The organism is Corynebacterium sp. CCUG 71335, from assembly GCF_024454075.1.
Taxonomy (GTDB): Bacteria; Actinomycetota; Actinomycetes; order Mycobacteriales; family Mycobacteriaceae; genus Corynebacterium; species Corynebacterium genitalium.
Window position 1 is genome coordinate 1 of record NZ_JAGPYY010000012.1, and the last position, 18,747, is coordinate 18,747.

At 62.2% G+C, this 18,747-nt stretch carries 16 protein-coding genes; 4 read left to right on the plus strand and 12 right to left on the minus strand.

Going from position 1 to position 18,747, the window contains the following annotated elements:
* Window positions 1–181 precede the first annotated feature (181 nt).
* The 8 genes from KBX19_RS08925 to KBX19_RS08960 all read right to left on the minus strand — a co-directional run bounded on the left by KBX19_RS08925 (window position 182) and on the right by KBX19_RS08960 (window position 11,139).
* Window positions 182–676 (minus strand): GNAT family N-acetyltransferase, encoded by a 495-nt coding sequence (locus tag KBX19_RS08925; protein ID WP_255995658.1) that lies wholly within the window; start codon window positions 674–676, stop codon window positions 182–184.
* Between the two features lie 150 nt (window positions 677–826).
* Complete coding sequence (locus KBX19_RS08930; RefSeq protein WP_005289120.1) at window positions 827–1,735, minus strand: hypothetical protein; 909 nt, start codon at window positions 1,733–1,735, stop codon at window positions 827–829.
* A gap of 138 nt (window positions 1,736–1,873) precedes the next feature.
* Window positions 1,874–4,069, minus strand: a complete 2,196-nt coding sequence (locus KBX19_RS08935) for a 3-hydroxyacyl-CoA dehydrogenase/enoyl-CoA hydratase family protein (protein WP_255995659.1) — start codon at window positions 4,067–4,069, stop codon at window positions 1,874–1,876.
* A gap of 4 nt (window positions 4,070–4,073) precedes the next feature.
* Window positions 4,074–5,225, minus strand: coding sequence for an acetyl-CoA C-acyltransferase (locus tag KBX19_RS08940; protein WP_005289115.1), 1,152 nt, complete (start codon window positions 5,223–5,225; stop codon window positions 4,074–4,076).
* Window positions 5,226–5,429: 204 nt separating this feature from the next.
* Window positions 5,430–5,894 carry a DUF4233 domain-containing protein gene (locus tag KBX19_RS08945; protein ID WP_255998503.1) on the minus strand — a complete coding sequence of 155 codons (465 nt, stop codon included), beginning with the start codon at window positions 5,892–5,894 and terminating at the stop codon, window positions 5,430–5,432.
* Window positions 5,891–7,324, minus strand: a complete 1,434-nt coding sequence (locus KBX19_RS08950; protein WP_255998614.1) for a folylpolyglutamate synthase/dihydrofolate synthase family protein — start codon at window positions 7,322–7,324, stop codon at window positions 5,891–5,893. The genes KBX19_RS08945 and KBX19_RS08950 overlap by 4 nt, the downstream gene beginning before the upstream one ends.
* A gap of 28 nt (window positions 7,325–7,352) precedes the next feature.
* Entirely contained in the window at window positions 7,353–10,115 is a 2,763-nt protein-coding gene (locus KBX19_RS08955; RefSeq protein ID WP_305083807.1) for a valine--tRNA ligase, read from the minus strand.
* Window positions 10,116–10,155: 40 nt separating this feature from the next.
* The gene (locus tag KBX19_RS08960) at window positions 10,156–11,139 is read right to left on the minus strand and encodes a malate dehydrogenase (RefSeq protein ID WP_255998505.1); all 984 of its coding nucleotides are present in this window, start codon (window positions 11,137–11,139) and stop codon (window positions 10,156–10,158) included.
* A gap of 195 nt (window positions 11,140–11,334) precedes the next feature.
* Here KBX19_RS08960 and KBX19_RS08965 point away from each other — a divergent pair, with 195 nt between their 5' ends.
* Window positions 11,335–12,153, plus strand: a complete 819-nt coding sequence (locus KBX19_RS08965) for a TetR/AcrR family transcriptional regulator (protein ID WP_255998506.1) — start codon at window positions 11,335–11,337, stop codon at window positions 12,151–12,153.
* Window positions 12,154–12,210: 57 nt separating this feature from the next.
* On the opposite strand, the gene clpX is transcribed toward KBX19_RS08965, so the two are convergent.
* Window positions 12,211–13,491 (minus strand): ATP-dependent Clp protease ATP-binding subunit ClpX, encoded by a 1,281-nt coding sequence (gene clpX / locus KBX19_RS08970; protein WP_255995663.1) that lies wholly within the window; start codon window positions 13,489–13,491, stop codon window positions 12,211–12,213.
* 201 nt (window positions 13,492–13,692) lie between these two features.
* On the opposite strand from clpX, the gene KBX19_RS08975 reads away from it, so the two are divergent.
* The 3 genes from KBX19_RS08975 to KBX19_RS08985 all read left to right on the plus strand — a co-directional run bounded on the left by KBX19_RS08975 (window position 13,693) and on the right by KBX19_RS08985 (window position 15,682).
* A complete protein-coding gene (locus KBX19_RS08975; protein WP_255998508.1) occupies window positions 13,693–14,466 on the plus strand; it encodes an alpha/beta fold hydrolase in 774 nt (257 codons plus the stop codon).
* 110 nt (window positions 14,467–14,576) lie between these two features.
* On the plus strand, window positions 14,577–15,080 hold the full coding sequence (locus tag KBX19_RS08980) for a hypothetical protein (RefSeq protein ID WP_255998509.1): 504 nt from the start codon (window positions 14,577–14,579) through the stop codon (window positions 15,078–15,080).
* Between the two features lie 95 nt (window positions 15,081–15,175).
* On the plus strand, window positions 15,176–15,682 hold the full coding sequence (locus KBX19_RS08985; RefSeq protein ID WP_255998510.1) for a hypothetical protein: 507 nt from the start codon (window positions 15,176–15,178) through the stop codon (window positions 15,680–15,682).
* 234 nt (window positions 15,683–15,916) lie between these two features.
* Here the strand turns inward: KBX19_RS08985 and KBX19_RS08990 are convergent, their stop codons facing one another.
* The 3 genes from KBX19_RS08990 to tig all read right to left on the minus strand — a co-directional run bounded on the left by KBX19_RS08990 (window position 15,917) and on the right by tig (window position 18,730).
* Window positions 15,917–16,537: an ATP-dependent Clp protease proteolytic subunit gene (locus tag KBX19_RS08990; RefSeq protein ID WP_255998512.1), complete on the minus strand. Its 621-nt coding sequence runs from the start codon at window positions 16,535–16,537 to the stop codon at window positions 15,917–15,919.
* Window positions 16,538–16,563: 26 nt separating this feature from the next.
* Entirely contained in the window at window positions 16,564–17,145 is a 582-nt protein-coding gene (locus tag KBX19_RS08995; RefSeq protein ID WP_255998514.1) for an ATP-dependent Clp protease proteolytic subunit, read from the minus strand.
* Window positions 17,146–17,305: 160 nt separating this feature from the next.
* Entirely contained in the window at window positions 17,306–18,730 is a 1,425-nt protein-coding gene (gene tig, locus KBX19_RS09000; protein WP_255998515.1) for a trigger factor, read from the minus strand.
* Between the last annotated feature and the right edge of the window lie 17 nt (window positions 18,731–18,747).

Below are 18,747 nucleotides of genomic sequence, written 5' to 3' on the forward strand. Positions count from 1 at the left end.
TGCAGAGCTCTGCGTCGCTGCTCCTTGGTGTATGAGCGGTTCATGATGGAATCCTCCAAGATTCCGTCCGCATCCCCGAATGTGTGTCTGATTTTCAGCGTTTGCGCTGGTCAGGATATGTAAATCAGGCTTGAATAGGGTTCTGGACCTTATTCGGGCGGATCAAACCTGAAGCTTGTGCCTAGTCGGCGTCTGTAGCCAGGTGCGAGTACACCGCGAGGTCGTTGAAGGCTCCTCGCAGCAGCTCGGCATCCCTGCAGATCCCTTCAAGCCTGAATCCGGCTCGCTCCGCGACCCGACGAGAAGCGTGGTTATCCACTGCGGCGCGTAGCTCGACGCGGTGGATGCCAGCCTCATGTGCGTGCTGTGTAACGGCACGCACCGCATCGGTCATGATGCCGCGGCCACGCGCCCACGGGGCGGCCGTGTAGCCCAGTTTAGCCTCGTGACCGGACTGCTGCCGCATTTCAATGCTTCCGGCATAGCGCCCCTCCACAACGATCACCCACCGCGTCACCCCGGTTGGAGGAGCGTCCATGAAGGACCGCAGATGATCCTGCGTGTACGGATGCGGGACATGTGTGAAGCGCACCGTCAGTTCGTCTTCGACGGATTCCAGAATGTCGTCAGCGACGTCGGGGATCTCATCGACCTGGTCCCACGGGACAAGTTCCATGGGTAGTGACGTTATCAATCCCGATGCGCACGTGGTGCTCGACATCAGCCAGCAGCCGCTCGCCCGCGGTTACCAGCATCGAACGTTTCCCGCAGCGCGATTCCCATGACACAAGCTGCATGATCAGCGACGAAACCCGACGGCTAGCGCTTACTGTCTTTGCAGATCGTTGAAGATCTGCTCGTTGAAATCGTAGACATACGGGCCCCATTTTCTAATGGCCGTGGTCAAAGCGGCGTCGTCTAAACCCATGCTCGTATCTACCACCCCGCACGTGAACATCTCGATGTGGTCGCCGTTATCGTATACGTAAGCTACGGGAGCCGCCTCTTGCATGTTCAGCCAGTTGATCGAGTGCGCAAGCGCCTCCCCCAAACCGGGCCGGGACGGCAGCGACGACGCGATGATGAACCGGAGCGCACCGTCTGCGACTTCGATGTCCATTTGCTGGCCGCCGATGCTGGTCTCTACGAATTGCCCAGTGTCAGTGGTGCGTACCTGCGGCATCGCACCAGTTATCTGCGTCATGCTGCGCGCCACACGGGTCGCAGTGACTGGGGGTCCGACCTCGTCGTCGGGAGTGCATTCGTCGTTGTACACGTCATAAATGTCAGAGTTCAATTTGAACTGTTCGGGGATGGCCACAGGGACCGTTACATCGATGAACCCGTGGCTAGCCATCTCGCGGTACCACGTATCAATTTCGCGAAGGCAGGTGTTCCACCACGACTGGACTTGCCCTGACGTGAGGCTTTCGCTGGCAAACATCGTCGATTTCGCCATCACCCGGTCCTCATAAAAGACGAACCGGCACATCCCGAAAGCGGGCATCTGCGGCGCATTGCTGAACACCAGAACCTCGGGTTCTTCGGAGACCACCCCCGGCAGCAGGAAGGTCGCCTCGATCGAGGCATGCTCGTCATTGAGCGCGATGAACGCTGCCATTCCATCCACCGGATATTCGCCGGTGACCTGAGCCCTCTCGTCGCCGGTGAGAACGTGTCGGCCGAGATACGCTAACGCTACAGCGCACGCATTCAGGGTGAAGGGGATCTGCATTGTCGTGTGCTCCTGTTACTCGGATCGGATCGCTCACATAAGCGTATCTAAGTACTCGCACCACATGCGAAAGAACCGGCTCCCAGGTAGAAACCCGGGGCCGGTTCTCGGAGGTCGCATGCAGTGCCTTGGGGCGTGCTAATTGTTCAGCGGCTTACGCGTGGTGGCCATAGCCACTGCGCGGTCGTGGTTCTCCTGGCGGGCCAGAACCTTGGCGGCTGCCTCGGACTGGCGCTTACCCAGCTCCTCCTCGGAGGCAGTGCCTTCACCGGCGAAGACGGAGGCGAGGGCCTCGCCGATGGCGGCGTCGGTCTCGGAGCCCTCGGTGTACTCGAGGGTCTCGTTCGTGAGAGGGAGTTCGGCGTCGGCCGGGGCGGTGTAGCCGTCGGCAAGCTTCTTCACCAGCTCCAGCGCACCCTCAACGACGTGGTCCGGGGACTGGATGATCTCGTCGTTGTCGCGCCAGAAGTCGATGTTCGCAGCCGGCACCGGCTTAACGGTGCCCAGCAACGCGTCGAACGCGACCTTGTGCGGGTTCGGCACACCGAGTTCCACCAGGCGCTCTAGCAGGCGCACCGGGCCGGACCAGCCCGGGAACAGGCCAACGTTGCGCTCCGGGAAGCCCACGCGGGTCTCGGCGTGGATGACGGACGCGTCGGTGTGCAACAGGATCTCCATGCCGCCGCCGAGCGCGACACCGCGCACAGCGCCAACAACCGGGTACGGGGCGGTGCGCAGCGCGCGGAAACCATCGATACCCTGCTGGATCGTGCGGCGGAGTTCCTCGTTGTCGCCCTCCGGGCCAGACAGCTTGGCAATGGTGCCCAGGTCTGCACCGGCGGAGAACGCACGCTCCTCGTCGTTAGCGATGACCAGGCCCTTGAGGTCCCACTCGTGGGCGTGGGTCAGCAGCTCGGTGACGTTGTTGGAGTTGGAGTTCATCGGGGTCTTGTAAGTGAAGACACCGAAGCCTGCGTAGTCGCCCTCACCGAGCTTGTACACTGCAGCGTCCTCGTTCTCAGCGACGACCTCAGCACCGTCGACGAGCTCTGCAACCTTGATCACGCCTTCGCGCTCCGGGAAGTCGGTCAGGGTGCCGTCGGTGCCGAGCACCTTGCCGTCGGCGTAGAACCCGCCTGCGTTCTTGGCGGATTCAAGGAGGGCGGGGGTGTCGTCGAAAAGCGATGCGACGTAGTCGATGCCAATGGAATCAGCGAGCTCGAACGGGCCCTTCTTCCAGCCGTAACCGAGCTGCATGGCGATGTCGATCTGGTCGACGGTGTCGGTGATCTCCGGAGCGGTGTCGCAGCAGTACTTGATGAAGGTCTTGAAGACCTCCTTCGCGTACTCACCTTCCGGCGTGCCGGACTCCATGAGCTCCTTGGCATCCTTCGGCACCTCGAAGGACTCCTTCGGGCGGTAGTCGCCGGCTTCGAAGTCGTAGACCTCGTCGCGGCCGCGGTAGAAGCCGGACTCGGCGGTGCGGCCGGTGAAACCCTTGTCCAGGAGGGTCTTGAACTCGTCGCGCTCAACGATGTTGTAGTCGTGGTACGCGTCCGACTCCGGCAGGGCCTTCAGCAGCGAGCCCCAGATACCCGGGACGAGCTGAATGCCCACGTAGTCGAACAGGCCGAAGATGCCGGTACGCGGAACGCCGAACGGGCGGCCGAAAGCGACGTCAGCCTGCTCCGGCTTGATGCCCTGGTCGAAGGCGACCTTGGCGCCGACAGCCATCCAGAAGTTACCGATGCGGTTGGCAATGAAGCCCGGGGTGTCGCGGCAATCCACGACGACCTTGCCCATCTGACGCTCCAGGACGTGGTGCATCTGCTCGTTGATCTCGGCAGAGGTCTCCGGGCCCTCGACGTACTCCACCAGGCGCATCACGCGCGGCGGGTTGAAGAAGTGGGTGATGGAGAAGTCGCGCTTGAACTCTTCAGATGCCTCACCCAGCAGGACCTCCAGCGGAATGGTGGAGGTGTTGGAGGACACCGGGGTGCCCGGCTTGCGGTGCGCGTCAACCTTGGCGAAGGTGTCGCGCTTGACCTGGATGTCCTCGAAGACAGCCTCCACGATCCAGTCGACCTCGCCGAGGCGGTCCAGGTGGTCCTCGGTGTTGCCCGGGGTGACCAGCTTGGCGTACTCGGGGCGCTGGAAACCGTGGCGCTTGATCTGGGTGTCAATGCCGTTCTGGGCGCGGCCGTCGCGGTCGCCTTCCTCATTCGGCAGGTCGAGCAGGTGAACCTTGATGCCTGCGTTGGCCATGTGCGCGGCGATGCCGGCACCCATGGAACCAGCGCCGAGCACTGCAGCAGTTGTGATGTCTTGAGCCATTTGTTTAAACCTCCAGTACGAGAGCGATGCCCTGGCCGCCGCCGATGCACGCGGTAACAAGGCCGAGGCCGCCGCCAGCGTTCTTCAGCTGGTGGATGAGCTTGGTGGTCAGGATGACGCCGGTAGCGCCGATCGGGTGGCCGAGAGCGATAGCGCCACCCTGGATGTTGGTCTTCTCGTTGTCGAAGCCCAGGCCGTCTGCGACAGCGATGCACTGTGCGGCGAAAGCCTCGTTGGACTCGATGAGCTTGATGTCGTTCAGGTCCAGGCCCGCCTTGTCCAGAGCCTTGGGCACAGCGCCGATCGGGCCGAGACCCATGGTGGCCGGGTCGCAGCCAGCCAGGCCCCAGGAGACAATCTTCGCCATCGGCTCCAGACCGAATTCCTTCAGGCCGGACTCGTTGGTCATGACGGTGGCAGCAGCAGCGTCGTTAATGCCCGACGAGTTACCCGCGGTCACGGTGCCTTCCTTGCTAAACGACGGGCGCAGCCCCGCCAGCTTCTCCAACGTGGTTTGGCGCGGGTGCTCGTCCGTGGTGAACTCGCCGACCGGAACGATCTGCTCTTCGAACTCGCCGTTGGCGATAGCGGCTGCGGCGCGCTCCTGGGACTGCAGGGCGTACTCGTCCTGGCGCTCACGGGAAATGCCCACCTTGGCCGCGATGTTCTCGGCGGTAATGCCCATGCCGCCGTTGCCCATCGGGTCAGTGAGAGCACCGGTGAGCCAGTCGATCAGACGGCCGTCGCCCATCTTGCGGCCCTGGCGCATGCCCTCGACGGAGTACGGAGCCTGGGACATGATCTCCACACCGCCGGCAATGGAGAGCTTCGCATCATCGGTCATCAGCTGCTGGGCAGCGGAGATGATGGCCTGCACGCCGGAACCGCACAGGCGGTTGACACCGTAGGCGTGGGAGCTGTTGGGCATGCCTGCCTCGAGAGAGACCGCACGGGAAGTGTAGTTGTCGCGCGGAATGGTCGTGACCACGTTGGCCCACACTGCAGAGTCGAAGTTATCAGCGGAAACGCCGGACTCCTCGATCACAGCCTTGGCGATGTGCGCGCCGAGGTCAATGGTCGGCGTCTTCGACAGCGAGCCGCCGAAGGTGCCGATCGGGGTGCGCTTGGCCTGGGTGATGTAAACAGCTTCAGACATGGAGCTCCTTAGTAACTTGTCGTGGATTACACATCCCCACAAGTATAGGAAAGATCACACCGCCAGATCACGGAAAACCAGCCGATTCCCAATGACCGCTCAGCTCTGGAATACTGCTCGCACTTATAAGCCGTTCCGCACGTCTTTGACCAGCAGTAATGGGCGAGCAGTATTCCAGAAAACCTCGAGCAGTATTCCAGGTCCTTAGGTCCCCAAGTGCTGCGTGGTCAGCAGTCCTCGGCGCTGACGCTCCAAAATGTCCGAACGCATCTGGACCACCAAAAACCACACGATGGCGAACATGATCCCCACAGCGCCGACGGACCAGTGGATGAAGAAACCGACCACAATCAGCGGCACCTGCAACCCCAGGTTCAACCACAGCGCGCCCGGCCGACGCTGCACGAAAGCGGCAATGAGGTGGGCGAAGCCCATCACGGTGACGAACACCCAGTTGAAGGTGGTCCACAACGCGCCTTCCTGGATTTTTAGGATCACGGTCAGGCAGAGGAAGATCGTGATGGCCTCCATGATGAGGGTTCCGGACATCACTCCGGACAGGCCCTTCATCGGATCCTTGACCGGCTCCTGGCCGGGGCCGAGCGGGCCGTACTCGATGTCGTCAGATCGACGAGACTCGCGCGGCTTGCGTGGCTTTTCGGATGTCATTGCGGATCCTTTCCAAACATCGCGCGTGCTTCACCCGCGGTGACCACCGAGCCGGTGATGAGCACGCCTGAACCGGATTGCACGCCAACTGCTTCGAGGGCTTCTTCGGCGAGTTCGACTGCCAGTGAGTAGGCCGACGGCAGGTGCCCTTCGACGTGGACCCGCTCTTCGCCGAAGACATCTCGGGCGATCTCGGCGAGCTCAAAGGCGTCGGTGGCGCGCGGGGAGGAGGTCTGGGTGATCACTACTTCACTCAAGACCGGCTCGAGGGCTTGGAAGATACCGAGGGCGTCTTTGTCGTCGAGAATGCCGAGCACTCCGACCAGCCGCGCGAACTCGAAATCGCGCTCTAAGGCTGCGGCGAGTGCGCGTGCACCGTGGGGGTTGTGGGTGGCATCGATGAACGTCGTCGGGGTGGAGCGGACGCGCTCGAGGCGGCCCGGCGAGACTGCCGCGGCAAACCCGGCGCGCACTAGCTCCGCGTCGAGGGTTTTGCCGGTGCCCGCGCCGAAGAACGCCTCCACGGCGGCCAACGCGACTGCGGCGTTGCGCGCCTGGTGCGGCCCGGACAGAGGCAGGAAGATCTCATCGTACTCGCCCGATAGCCCGCGCAGTGTCAACGTCTGTCCACCAACAGCGACGGTGGAGGACTCCACACCGAACTCCTGCCCCAGACGAGCCACCGCGCTACCGACCTCGACAGTGCGCTCAAGCACGACGCGCATGGCTTCGGGCTCTTGGTCCGCGACCACTGTCACGGACTCCGGGCTCTTCACAATTCCAGCCTTCTCCCCCGCGATCTGCTCGATCGTGTCGCCCAGGTAGTCGGTGTGGTCCAGCCCAATCGGCATGATCACATCGACATCAGCGTCAACGACATTGGTCGCGTCCCAGGTTCCGCCCATCCCCACTTCGACGACGGCAATATCGACCGGGGCATCGGCAAACGCCGCCAGAGCAATCCCGACAATCGCTTCGAAATAGGACAGGGGGTGGTCGGATTTGTCGTCGACAAGCTGCATGTAGGGTTTGATTTCCTCATACACGCGCACGAAGTCGGCCGGGTGGATAGGAGCGCCGTCGATACCGATGCGCTCCGTGACGGTCTGCAGGTGCGGGCTTGTGGTGCGGCCCACCCGCGCGCCGAATGTGCGCAACAGCGACTCGATCATCCGCACTGTCGAGGTCTTGCCGTTGGTGCCAGCGACGTGAATGACCTTGTAAGACTGCTGCGGCTGGCCCAGCAGATCCATCAGCATCTCGATGCGCTCCAACGACGGATCCAGCTTCGTTTCCGGCCACCGCGCCCGCAGCTCCTCCTCGACGCGCGCAAGTGCTGCGAGGTCACGCTCCGTCACAGGCTTTTCGACGGTCTCTTCTCCAGTCTCCTGCCCTTCCCCGAGGTTGAGGACGAGGCCGTCCTCGTCCATGTCGACATGGAAGCTGTCGTCGCTCAAACTATCCTCCCAATCCGTCGAGGCGCGCGGTGACGCGCTCGGCCTCTTCCTGCGCGACCTGTTGGCGGGTGCGGATCTTCGCCACAACCTCCTCCGGCGCCTTCGCCAGGAAAGCCTCGTTGCCGAGCTTCTTACCGGTGGTCTCCAGCTCCTTCTGCGCGGCGGCGAGCTCCTTTTCCAGACGCTTGCGCTCAGCGGCAAGGTCGACCGTGCCCGAGGTATCCAGCGCCACATCGATCGTGGCTTGGCTCAAGCGCACCTCAATGCTTGCCGACGGCGCAAACCCCTCCTCCGGAGCCTCCACCTTCGCGATCGACCGGACCAGCTCCTCCTGCCCCACCAGATCGGCTGCCGCGAAGTCGAGTTTCGCCGGAACCTTCTGCGAGGGCTTGACACCCTGGTCGGAGCGGAAGCGGCGCAGCTCAGTGATCAGTGCGATTGCGTCCTCAATGCGGCGCTGCGCGGCCTCGTCGGGTTGCGCGCCGCCATTAGTGTCCTCCGCTGTCGGCCATGGTGCCAGGCACAGCGACTCTTCTTCCGTGAGTGCTTTCCACAGGACCTCGGTGACGAACGGCATCGTCGGGTGCAGCAGGCGCAGGACCACGTCGAGGACGCGACCGAGAACGATTTGGGTGTTGCGGCCGCGTGCGCGGTCCGCCTCGCTCGCAGCATCGATGTCGCGTGGAATCTGGGTCTTCGCGATCTCCAGGTACCAGTCGCACAGCTCATCCCAGGCGAAGTGGTAGAGCTCCTCGTTGGCCTTGGAGAACTGGTAGTCGTCGAGAAGCTGGTCGACGTGGCCGCGCACCGTCTCGAGGCGGTCGAGGATCCACCGGTCCGCATCAGTGAGTTGCTCGCGGGGCGGCAATTCTCCGAGCGCAGCTCCGTTCATGAGCGCGAACTTCGTCGCGTTGTAGAGCTTGGTGGCGAAGTTGCGGGCAGAGGCGGCGTTGTCATCGCCGATCGGCAGGTCGATGCCCGGGTTCGCACCCCGGGCCAGGGCGAAGCGCAGTGCGTCCGCGCCGTAGTCGCGCACCCAGTCCATCGGGTCGATGCCGTTGCCCAGCGACTTGGACATCTTGCGGCCCTTCTCGTCGCGGACGAGGCCGTGGAGGAAGATGTGCTCGAAAGGTATCTGCGGACGGCCGTCGGCGCCAGTGCCGAGGACATCCGGGGTTTGCGTGCCTGCGAAGGTGCCGAACATCATCATGCGGGCAACCCAGAAGAAGAGGATGTCGTAGGCGGTGACCAGCACGGTCGTCGGGTAGAACTTCTCCAGCTCCGGGGTCTTCTCCGGCCACCCCATCGTCGAAAATGGCCACAGGGCAGAGGAGAACCAGGTGTCCAGGACGTCCGGATCTTGCTCGTAACCGGCCGGCGGCTCCTCGTCGGGGCCGCAGCAGACAATGTCGCGTTCGCCGTTCTCGTCCTCGGGGCCGTACCAGATCGGAATGCGGTGGCCCCACCACAGCTGGCGCGAAATGGTCCAGTCGTGCATGTTGTCCACCCAGTCGAAGTAGCGCTTGCTCAACGACTCTGGGTGGATCTCGGTGTCGCCGGAACGGACGGCATCACCGGACATGCGGGCGAGCTCGTTGACCTTGACAAACCACTGCAGCGACAGGCGCGGTTCGATTGGCTCGCCAGTGCGCTCGGAGTGGCCGACAGAGTGAACGTAAGGGCGGACTTCCTTGACGATGCGGCCCATCTGTGCGAGTTCCTCGCGAACTCGCACACGCGCGTCGAAGCGGTCGAGCCCGTCAAACTGGGTGCCGGTACCCGCGATGTGACCGGTAGAGTCCATGATGATCGGCATGTCCAGGTCGTGACGCAGGCCCATCTCGTAGTCGTTCGGGTCGTGCGCCGGGGTGATCTTCACGGCACCGGTTCCCAGCTCCATGTCGACGTAGTCGTCGGCGATGACCTTGATCTTCAAGTCGTCGCGGAACGGGTGGTCGAATTCCTGGCCCACCAGGTCCGTGTAGCGCTCGTCATCGGGGTGGACCGCGATGGCGACGTCGCCGAGCATCGTCTCAACACGGGTGGTGGCCACAACAAGGTGCGGCTCATCGTCGTTAAGCGAGCCGTAGCGGATGGAGACGAACTCGCCCTCGACGTCCTTGTACACGACCTCAATGTCAGAGACAGCCGTCTCGAGCACCGGCGACCAGTTGACCAGGCGGTAGTCGCGGTAAATCATCCCAGCGTCATAGAGCTGTTTGAAGATGGTCACGACGGCGCGGTTCAGACCGTCGTCAAGCGTGAATCGCTCCCGCGACCAGTCGACGGAATCGCCGATCGCCCGCATCTGCGAGGTGATGGTGCCGCCGTACTTTTCTTTCCACTCCCACACGCGGCCGATGAATTCGTCGCGCCCGTAGTCGTAGCGGTCCTTGCCCTCGGTCTCTTTGAGCATGGCTTCGACCTTGGTCTGGGTGGCAATGCCGGCGTGGTCCATGCCCGGCAGCCACAGGACTTCGAAGCCCTGCATGCGCTTGCGGCGTGACAGGGAGTCCATCAGCGTGTGGTCGAGCGCGTGACCCATGTGGAGCTGACCAGTCACGTTCGGCGGCGGCAGCACGATCGAGTAGGCGGGCTTGTCCGAGGCCGGATCAGCAGTGAAGTAGCCCTTAGCTACCCAATCCTCGTAGATGCCCTGCTCGATCTCCTGCGGCTCCCAGCTTTTCGGCAGGGAGTCAGCGCGGTTGGCGCCGATGAGGGACTCGTTGAATGTCTTGCCGCTTTGTTCAGTCACGCAGAACAGTCTAGCGGGGTCGACGCTCGCGCTGATAAGGGGGAAAGCTCTAGAACAGCTTGTCCGCGATCTCCGCTTCCGCGCGCAGCGCCTCAATGTTGGCATCGATGCGCTCGCGCTGGAACTCGTTCAAATCCAAGCCTTCGACGACGCTCCAACGGCCGTTGATGCCGATGACCGGAAGACCGAAAACCAGGCCCTCGTCGACCCCGTAGCTACCATTCGAGACCACAGCCGAGGTCACCCACTTGCCTTCGGTGCCGGCGACCCAGTCGCGCATGTGGTCCACGGCCGCCGACGCAGCAGAGGCCGCAGACGAGCGCCCGCGCACTTCGATGATCTCGGAGCCACGCTTAGCGACGCGCGGAATGAACTCCTCGACATACCAATCACGCTCCACACGGTCTTTCACTGGCTGGCCACCCACGGTCGCGTACTCAATGTCAGGGAACATCGTGTCACCGTGGTTGCCCCACACCGCAATGGACTCGAAACGGCTCGAGTGCTCGTCCAGCTGCTGGGACAGCATCGAGATCGTGCGGTTGTGGTCCAGGCGCATGAGCGCGTTGAAGTGTTCCGGGCCGACATCCGGAGCTGCCTTGTTGGCGATGTAGGCGTTGGTGTTGGCCGGGTTGCCGATCACCAGCACACGCACGTCATCTGCTGCGTGGTCATTGATGGAGCGGCCCTGGTCGATGAAGATCTTGCCGTTGGCCTCCAGCATGTCCGCACGGGATTCACCCTTGCCGCGCGGCTTCGCGCCGACGAGGAACGCGGCGTTCGTGCCGTCGAAAGCCTTCTTCGCGTCATCCGTGACGTGCAGATTGCAGATCTTGTTCAACGCAGAGTCGCTGAGTTCCATGGCTACGCCGTCGACCTTCTGCACGTTGTCCGGGATATCCATCAGCGTCAGGTCCACCAGGGTGTCGGGGCCGAACACTTCGCCAGCACCGATGCGCCACAGCAACGAGTACGCGATGTTGCCGGCGGCGCCGGTGACAGTGACTTTCACGGGTTGGTTCGGTGCAGTCATAGTGGATGATCTCCTTGCTGTAGCGTCTCACCCCCTGCCGGGGTTGTCCTCTAGGTCCATGCTACCCCCGTTCTTCTAGGGTTTTTCCACCCTGACTGCCCCGTTTACCCCCATATTCGCCCACCGTGCGAACAATTTAGGCAATCTTATGGTTGATCAATTAAGTATTTATCCCCCGGCCCCGAGGAGGCAGACGTGTCCGACCTGACCGCGCAGCGCAATCCGGTTGGCCACTCCGCGCCCGCAGTCAAGGCCCGCATCGAGCAGGCCGTCGATGTCGCGCTGCGCGAATTCGCTCGCAACGGGTACGCCGCCACCCGGCTGGAGACCATTGCGGCGGAAGCCGGCGTGACCAAACGCATGCTGCACTACCACTTCGGCGACAAGAAGGGCCTATACGTCAGTGCCCTGCAACGCGCTGCATGGTCCTTCTCCCCGCCGCAGGAATTCCTCGAACGCACCTTCAAGGTGCCTGTTGAGGGCATCCGCCGCTTTGTAGACTCGATCTTCCACCAGATGGTCCAGCACCCGGACTCAATCCAGCTGTTCCTGCGTGAGAACCTCGACCCGGTTCTGGACAAGCGCGACGTGACCGCCATCTGGAGCAACATGGACATGATCCTCCAGATCGAGCGGTTACTCATGATGGGTCAGGATGCCGGAGCATTCCGTCCCGGTGTGTCTGCCTCCGACCTTGGCTTCATCATCGCCTCGATCGCGTTCTTCCGTGTGGGAAACAAGGACACGATGGACAGTTTCGGCGCGATCAACCTGTTCACCCCGGACAACACGGAGGGGATGCGGCGGCTCACCATTGACCTCGTGTTGTCGTTCCTGACCTCGACGATCCCCGACACTGGGCATAATTCTTACCTGACAGTGTCGCTGCCGAGGGACATGCAGGCAGGCTCGTCTGACGTTGAGCAAGGGGACGATGCTCTGCCCGTCGATTACAGCGTGGGCGAATCCGCCGACGACATTTACGACAACGGCAGCGGCGCCGGCACCCTCTAAGCGGGGCACGCTGTGGGTCGAGCCCGCTGTAGGTCGAACTCGCTGAAAGTCCCCGGCTTAAGCGGACTTCTTGGCGTCGCGGAGCACGTAGTCCGGCTCAGCGTCGTCGTTGACCACCGCATCAGTGATGACCACTTCGTCCACGTCATCGCGGTCCGGCAGGTCGTACATGATCGGGACGAGGATCTCTTCCATGATCGCGCGTAGGCCACGGGCACCCGTGCCGCGCTCCGCTGCCTTTTTCGCCACGGCATACAGCGCCCCGTCGTCGAACCGCAACTGCGCCCCATCCATGTTGAACAGGCGCTGGTACTGCTTGACCAGAGAGTTCTTCGGCTCAGTGAGCACGCGCACCATGGATTCTTCGTCGAGGTTCTCCACAGCGGCAAGAATCGGCAGACGGCCAATGAACTCGGGGATGAGACCGAACTTGACCAAGTCCTCCGGCTGCACCTGGGCGAGCATGTTGGCTTCCTCGCGCTCCGCGGCCGAATCGATCTCCGCGCCGAAGCCGATTCCCTTCTTGCCCACGCGTTCGGCGATGACCTTGTCCAAACCGTCGAAAGCACCCGCCACGATGAACAGGATGTTCGTCGTGTCCAGCTGGATGAACTCCTGGTTAGGGTGCTTGCGCCCACCTTGCGGCGGCACGGATGCAACGGTGCCCTCGAGGATCTTCAGCAGCGCCTGCTGCACACCCTCACCAGACACGTCACGGGTGATGGAGGGGTTCTCCGACTTCCGGGAGATCTTATCCACCTCATCGACGTAGATGATGCCGTTCTGGGCACGGTTCACGTCAAAGTCTGCTGCCTGCAGCAACTTCAGCAGGATGTTCTCCACATCCTCGCCGACATAGCCCGCCTCTGTCAGCGATGTCGCATCGGCGATCGCGAACGGCACGTTGAGCATCCGGGCGAGGGTCTGCGCCAGGTAGGTCTTGCCCGAGCCTGTCGGCCCGAGCAGCAGAATGTTGGACTTGGCAATCTCCACGTCCTCATCCCGCTTGCGAGCCCCCGAAGCAGCGGACTTCTCCGTGCGGACACGCTTGTAGTGGTTGTACACAGCAACGGCCAAGGTGCGCTTCGCGCGGTCCTGCCCGATCACATACTGGTCCAAGAACGAGGTGATCTCAGAGGGACGCGGCAGGTGCCCGTCGTCGCTCGTCTCCTGCGCCTGAGCGCCGGCCAGCTCTTCCTCGATGATCTCGTTGCACAGCTCAATGCACTCATCGCAGATGTAGACGCCGCCGCCGGCAATGAGCTTGCGCACCTGCTTCTGGCTTTTGCCGCAGAAGGAGCACTTCAGCAAATCCGAGCTGTCTTGCGTTACTGCCATGGGATGTGTCTCAACTCTCGCTTCTGTCTCGCCACTTAGAACTGACAACCTCAACGCTACCCGGCGGGTGGAACATTCCCGTCCGCCCCCGACCAGAAAACATGTGAGGTTTCGGTCTCTCGAGTGTAACCGTCCGAGCCGCCAAAACCGGCATTGATCGCGCGTCTGCAGGATGCCGGTAGTTCGGGAACAATGAATGCCATGACAATCCTTGACGCAAAAGTATCCGGCAATGAAAACAGTGAAAAGACCGTTGTCCTGCTGCCGTCCATCGGCACGACCCACGAGTCGTGGGATGCGCAGCTTCCCGCATTAGAAGACGAGTTCAAAGTGGTGCGCATTAACCACCGCGGTCACGGCGAGTCCCCCGTCCCGGCGGTCAATCTGGGCATGACCACGGTCGACGACCTCGCAAGCGATGTCATCGAGACCCTCAACTCGCTGGGCATTTCCTCCTGCGCAATCGTGGGCCTGTCCATGGGTGGTGCGATTGCCCAGCACCTCGCCGCAACATCCGACTTGGTCGAGCGCGCGGTCTTCGCTTCTACGGCGACGTTCCTCGGCGGGGCCGGCAAGTGGCAGGAGCGCTCCGACACTGCCCGCAACGAGGGCATGGGCCCGATCGTGGATCCTACGGTGGACAACTGGTTCACGGACGGGTTCAAGGCAGAGCACGGTGATGTCGTCGATAAGTTCAAGGCCATGGTCGGCTCTGTCGATCCGGAGGCGTACGCGCAGTGCGGCGATGCCTTGGCCAAGTGGGGTTTTGATGAGCGCCTGCAGGAAATCACCGTTCCGGTCCTGGCCATCGCAGGTTCCGACGATCCCTCCACCGGCCCCGACAAACTCCGCGAAATCGCCGATGGAGTCACGGGCCCAAGCGAGATGACTGTCATTGAGTCTGCGTCCCACCAGGTGGCAACGGAACAGCCCGACATGTTCAACGAAGCTCTGGTCGCGTTCCTCAAGGTCTAAGCTTTACGACGTCTCCCCTCGCCCCGATCCGGGGCGTTTCCCCCACCACAACCGCGATCCCCGGCTATGTTTAAAGCATCCCGTTACTTGACGATGCAAGGAATATCGCCATGATCGCCCTCCCGCGCCTAAACACCCGCCGAGCAGCTGCTGCCGTCGGCGCAGCTGTTCTGCTCCCGCTCAGCCTCGCCGCATGCGGTGGAATCGAAGAACCCACTATCGACGACAGCGCCAGCCCCGAATCCCTCGACCCGGTGACCATCACCGAGACCGTGTTCGACGAGCTTGAAGCTGAAGAAGAGCCTGCCGATAATGAGCCCGCAGAACAAGCTCCGGTTGAAGAGTCCGAGGACCCCGTCGAAGTGTCTTGTTCCGCCGTAGAAGGAGACTTGGAGCATGACGGCAGGGTGCTCGGAGAATGCGACGGTGAATGGGCTTACGGCTACACCCCTCAGTCCGACGACTCCGTGTACTACATGCTTTCAGGAACCCACTGGGTGGAGATCCAGCCGGACGGCCAAACCTTTACCGGCTTCAACTGTTACGACGTGGACTCCTACGCAGACGATGGCGCACCGGCGTTCATCACTGACAGAATGATGGAGTGCGAGTAGGAATTTAACGGGCAAAAGCTGCGTAACCAGTGTCGAGCCATTCAACCTAGGTAATTTGGCCTGTACAACTGTTGGTTGATTTGCCGGAGGCCACAATGACCACTCGTTCTGCAACCCACACTCTCAGCACCCTCGTCTGCGCGGCTCTACTTCCTCTCGGGCTAGCCGCATGCACCGAGGACGCCCCGCTTCCAGAACCCGCCCCGAGTCCTGAGACCACAACGGAAACTGTCTCCGAGGAGACTGAACCACAAACAGACGATAGCTCCACCACGGTCACAGTCTCCGAAACGGAAGAAGCATCTGACGCAGCCGCGGCTGCGGAACCGGCCGAATCCCCGACCGGCCCGTGCGAGTGGACCCCCGCAGAGGAAGGCGATATCGGTGACACCATCTCCACCTACTGCGACGGGCAGTTCGCCGTGATCGGGAAGTACCGCTCCGACAACGTGGAATACCTGCACTGGGACGGCCACGACTGGCAGCCAATTGAGCACGACGGACGCGATCCGGCGTCGAACTTCAAGTGCTACGACTACGACAAGGTGCGCGAGATGGGTGCGCCGGAAGAGTTCGTCGAAAAGCTCACTCCGTGCCGCTAAGAGTGGCGCCAAGATTTAGTTCGCATGTTTGCATCGGCAACGAATTCTGACCTGGTCTTTTGGCTACCAAGATCAGGCCCGATGCAAACTAAATCTGCGGGACTAGAAGTCGTGGATCTGTTGCGGCGCCGGAACCGTTCCTCGGTTTGGCGCGTGAATGCGAATAAAGACAACGCCCCCGCGAATCCAGGCCGGTGAAGGCTGGACGCGGGGGCGTCGATAAGCGAAAAGCTCTTATGCGTTGAGCTTGCGGTAGTCGAAGACCTGGTCGATGATGCCGTACTCGACAGCTTCCTCAGCGGTGAGGATCTTGTCGCGGTCGGTGTCGATGCGAACCTGCTCAGCGGTGCGGCCGGAGTGGCGGGCCAGCGTCTCCTCCATGAGGCGGCGCATGCGCTCGATCTCCTGGGCCTGAATCTCCAGGTCAGAAACCTGGCCCTGGGTGCCCTGGGTGGCCGGCTGGTGAATGAGCACGCGGGAGTTCGGCAGCGCAGCGCGCTTGCCCGGAGCACCAGCAGCGAGAATCACCGCCGCAGCGGATGCGGCCTGACCCAGGCAGACAGTCTGCACGTCGGGGCGGACGTACTGCATCGTGTCGTAGATGGCCATCAGGGAGGTAAAGGAACCGCCCGGGGAGTTGATGTACATCGTGATGTCGCGGTCCGGATCCTGGGACTCCAGGACAAGCAGCTGCGCCATGATGTCGTTGGCGGACGTGTCATCGACCTGGGTGCCCAGGAAGATGATGCGCTCCTCGAAAAGCTTCGAGTATGGGTTGGTTTCCTTCGTGCCGTACGACGACTGCTCGATAAAGCTCGGCAGGACGTAACGGGAGCTAGGCATCTGGAAAGACATATTTTCTCCTTTGAATCTCTGCCGGGTTAGTTGCTGATGGTGCCTTGGGCGTTGGAGATCACGTGGTCGACGATCCCGTAATCCTTCGCCTCCTGCGCGGTGAACCAGCGGTCGCGGTCCGAGTCCTTGGTGATTTGCTCGAAGCTCTGGCCGGTGTGCTCCGCGATGAGCTCCGCCATCTCTTTCTTCGTCTGCGCGAACTGCTCCGCTTGGATGGCGATGTCAGCTGCGGTACCACCCACGCCTGCCGACGGCTGGTGCATCATGATGCGCGCGTGCGGCAGAGCAAAACGCTTGCCCTTCGTGCCGCCCGACAGCAAGAACTGGCCCATCGATGCGGCCAGACCCATGCCGTAGGTGGCAATGTCGCACGGCGAGTACTTCATCGTGTCGTAGATCGCCATGCCCGCCGTCACAGAGCCGCCCGGAGAGTTGATGTACAGCGAGATGTCGCGGTTCGGATCCTCTGCGGACAGCAGGAGGATCTGCGCGCACAGCTTGTTCGCAATCTCGTCGTCGACCTGCTGGCCGAGGAAGATGATGCGCTCACGCAGCAGGCGCTCGTACACCGAGTCACCCAGGTTCATGCCGGCGGCCGGGGTTGTCATCTACAGTGCTCCTTCTAAATCAGTTTTCGTTGCGTCTCAAGTAACGCCCCACCCTAGTCGCGGATTCCCGCCGGGTGGTCTGTGTTCGCTGTCAGCGTGCGGGCTAACGGCAAACCCCGGCAGACGGGAGAATGTCCAGCCTGCCGGGGTGCACGAAGATTTACTTCTCGTCTGCCGAATCAGCGTCAGCGGCGTCAGCGTCTGCCTCAGCGGCTTCAACCACGGCTGCGTCGGCAGCCTCTGCCTCAGCAACCTCGTCCTCGTCGAGTTCACCGAAGTACTCGTTCGGATCGATGGTGTTGCCGTCCTCGTCCTTCACGGTGGTGCGCGAAATGGCGGCGGCGAGCGCCTTGCCGCGGCGGACATCGGCGTAGAGATTTGCCACCTGGCCGGACTGCTGCAGCTGCATGATGAACTGGTTCGGGTCCATGCCGTAGGACTGGGCGGTGAACAGGATGTGGTCGGTCAGCTCCTGCTGGGACACCTCCGGCTCTTCCTGGTCGGCGACAGCATCGAGGAAGAGCTGGGTACGGATGGAGTCCTCGGCGTTCTCGCGGGACTCCTTGTCGAACTCCTCGCGGGTCGTGCCCTGCGCCTCGAGCAGCTGGGCGAAGGCGGACTCGTCGTGGGCCATCTGGCCGAGGATCTGGTGGAGCTGGTTGTGGACCTGCTCGTCGACAGCTGCGGTGGGCAGCTCGAAGGAGGACTGTGCCAGCGCGGCCTTGAGGACCTCGTCGCGGATGTCAGCAGCCTGCTGGTTCTTGCTGTTTTCCTCGAGCTGGGTCTTCGTGGACTCGCGCAGCTCCTCGACGGTGTCGAACTCGGAGGCCATCTGCACGAACTCTTCGTCGAGCTCCGGCAGGGTGCGCTCCTTGGTCTGCTGGACGGTCACGGTGATGGTGGCCTGCTCGCCCTTGTGCTCGCCGTACTGGATCTCGGACTCGAACTCAGCGGACTCGCCGGTCTTGAGGCCTTTAATGGCCTTGTCCAGGCCTTCCATGAGGTCGTCGCGGCCGATCTCGTAGGAAATACCCTCCGTGGAGGCTTCCTCAATCTTCTCACCGTCGACGGTTGCCTCGAGGTCGATGACCGCGAAGTCGCCCTTCTTCAGCTTGCGCTTGGTGTCCTTGAGTTCGCCGAAGCGGGCGCGCAAGTTGTCCAGCTCCTCGTCGACAGCGTCGTCGCCGACCTTGATCGACGGCACCGTGACGGAGATCTTGGAGAAGTCCGGAACCTCAATCTCCGGGCGGATGTCCACCTCAGCGGTGAACTCGACGTGGTCATTGTCCTCAATCTCGGTGATCTCGATCTGCGGCTGGCCCAGCACGTTCAGCTCGTTCTCGGTGACGGCCTGCTCGTAGCGGGTCGGCAGCATATCGTTGACAACCTGCTCGAGGATCGGGCCGCGGCCAAATCGGGCGTCGATAAGCTGGCGCGGAGCCTTACCGCGACGGAAACCCGGGATGTTGACCTGCTGAGCAATGGCCTTGTACGCCTGGTCGATTTCCGTGCCGAGCTCCTCGAAGGGAACGGTCACGGTCAGCTTCGCGCGAGTGTCGCTGAGCTTGTCCACGGAAGTCTTCACGGAAATACTCTCCTGGC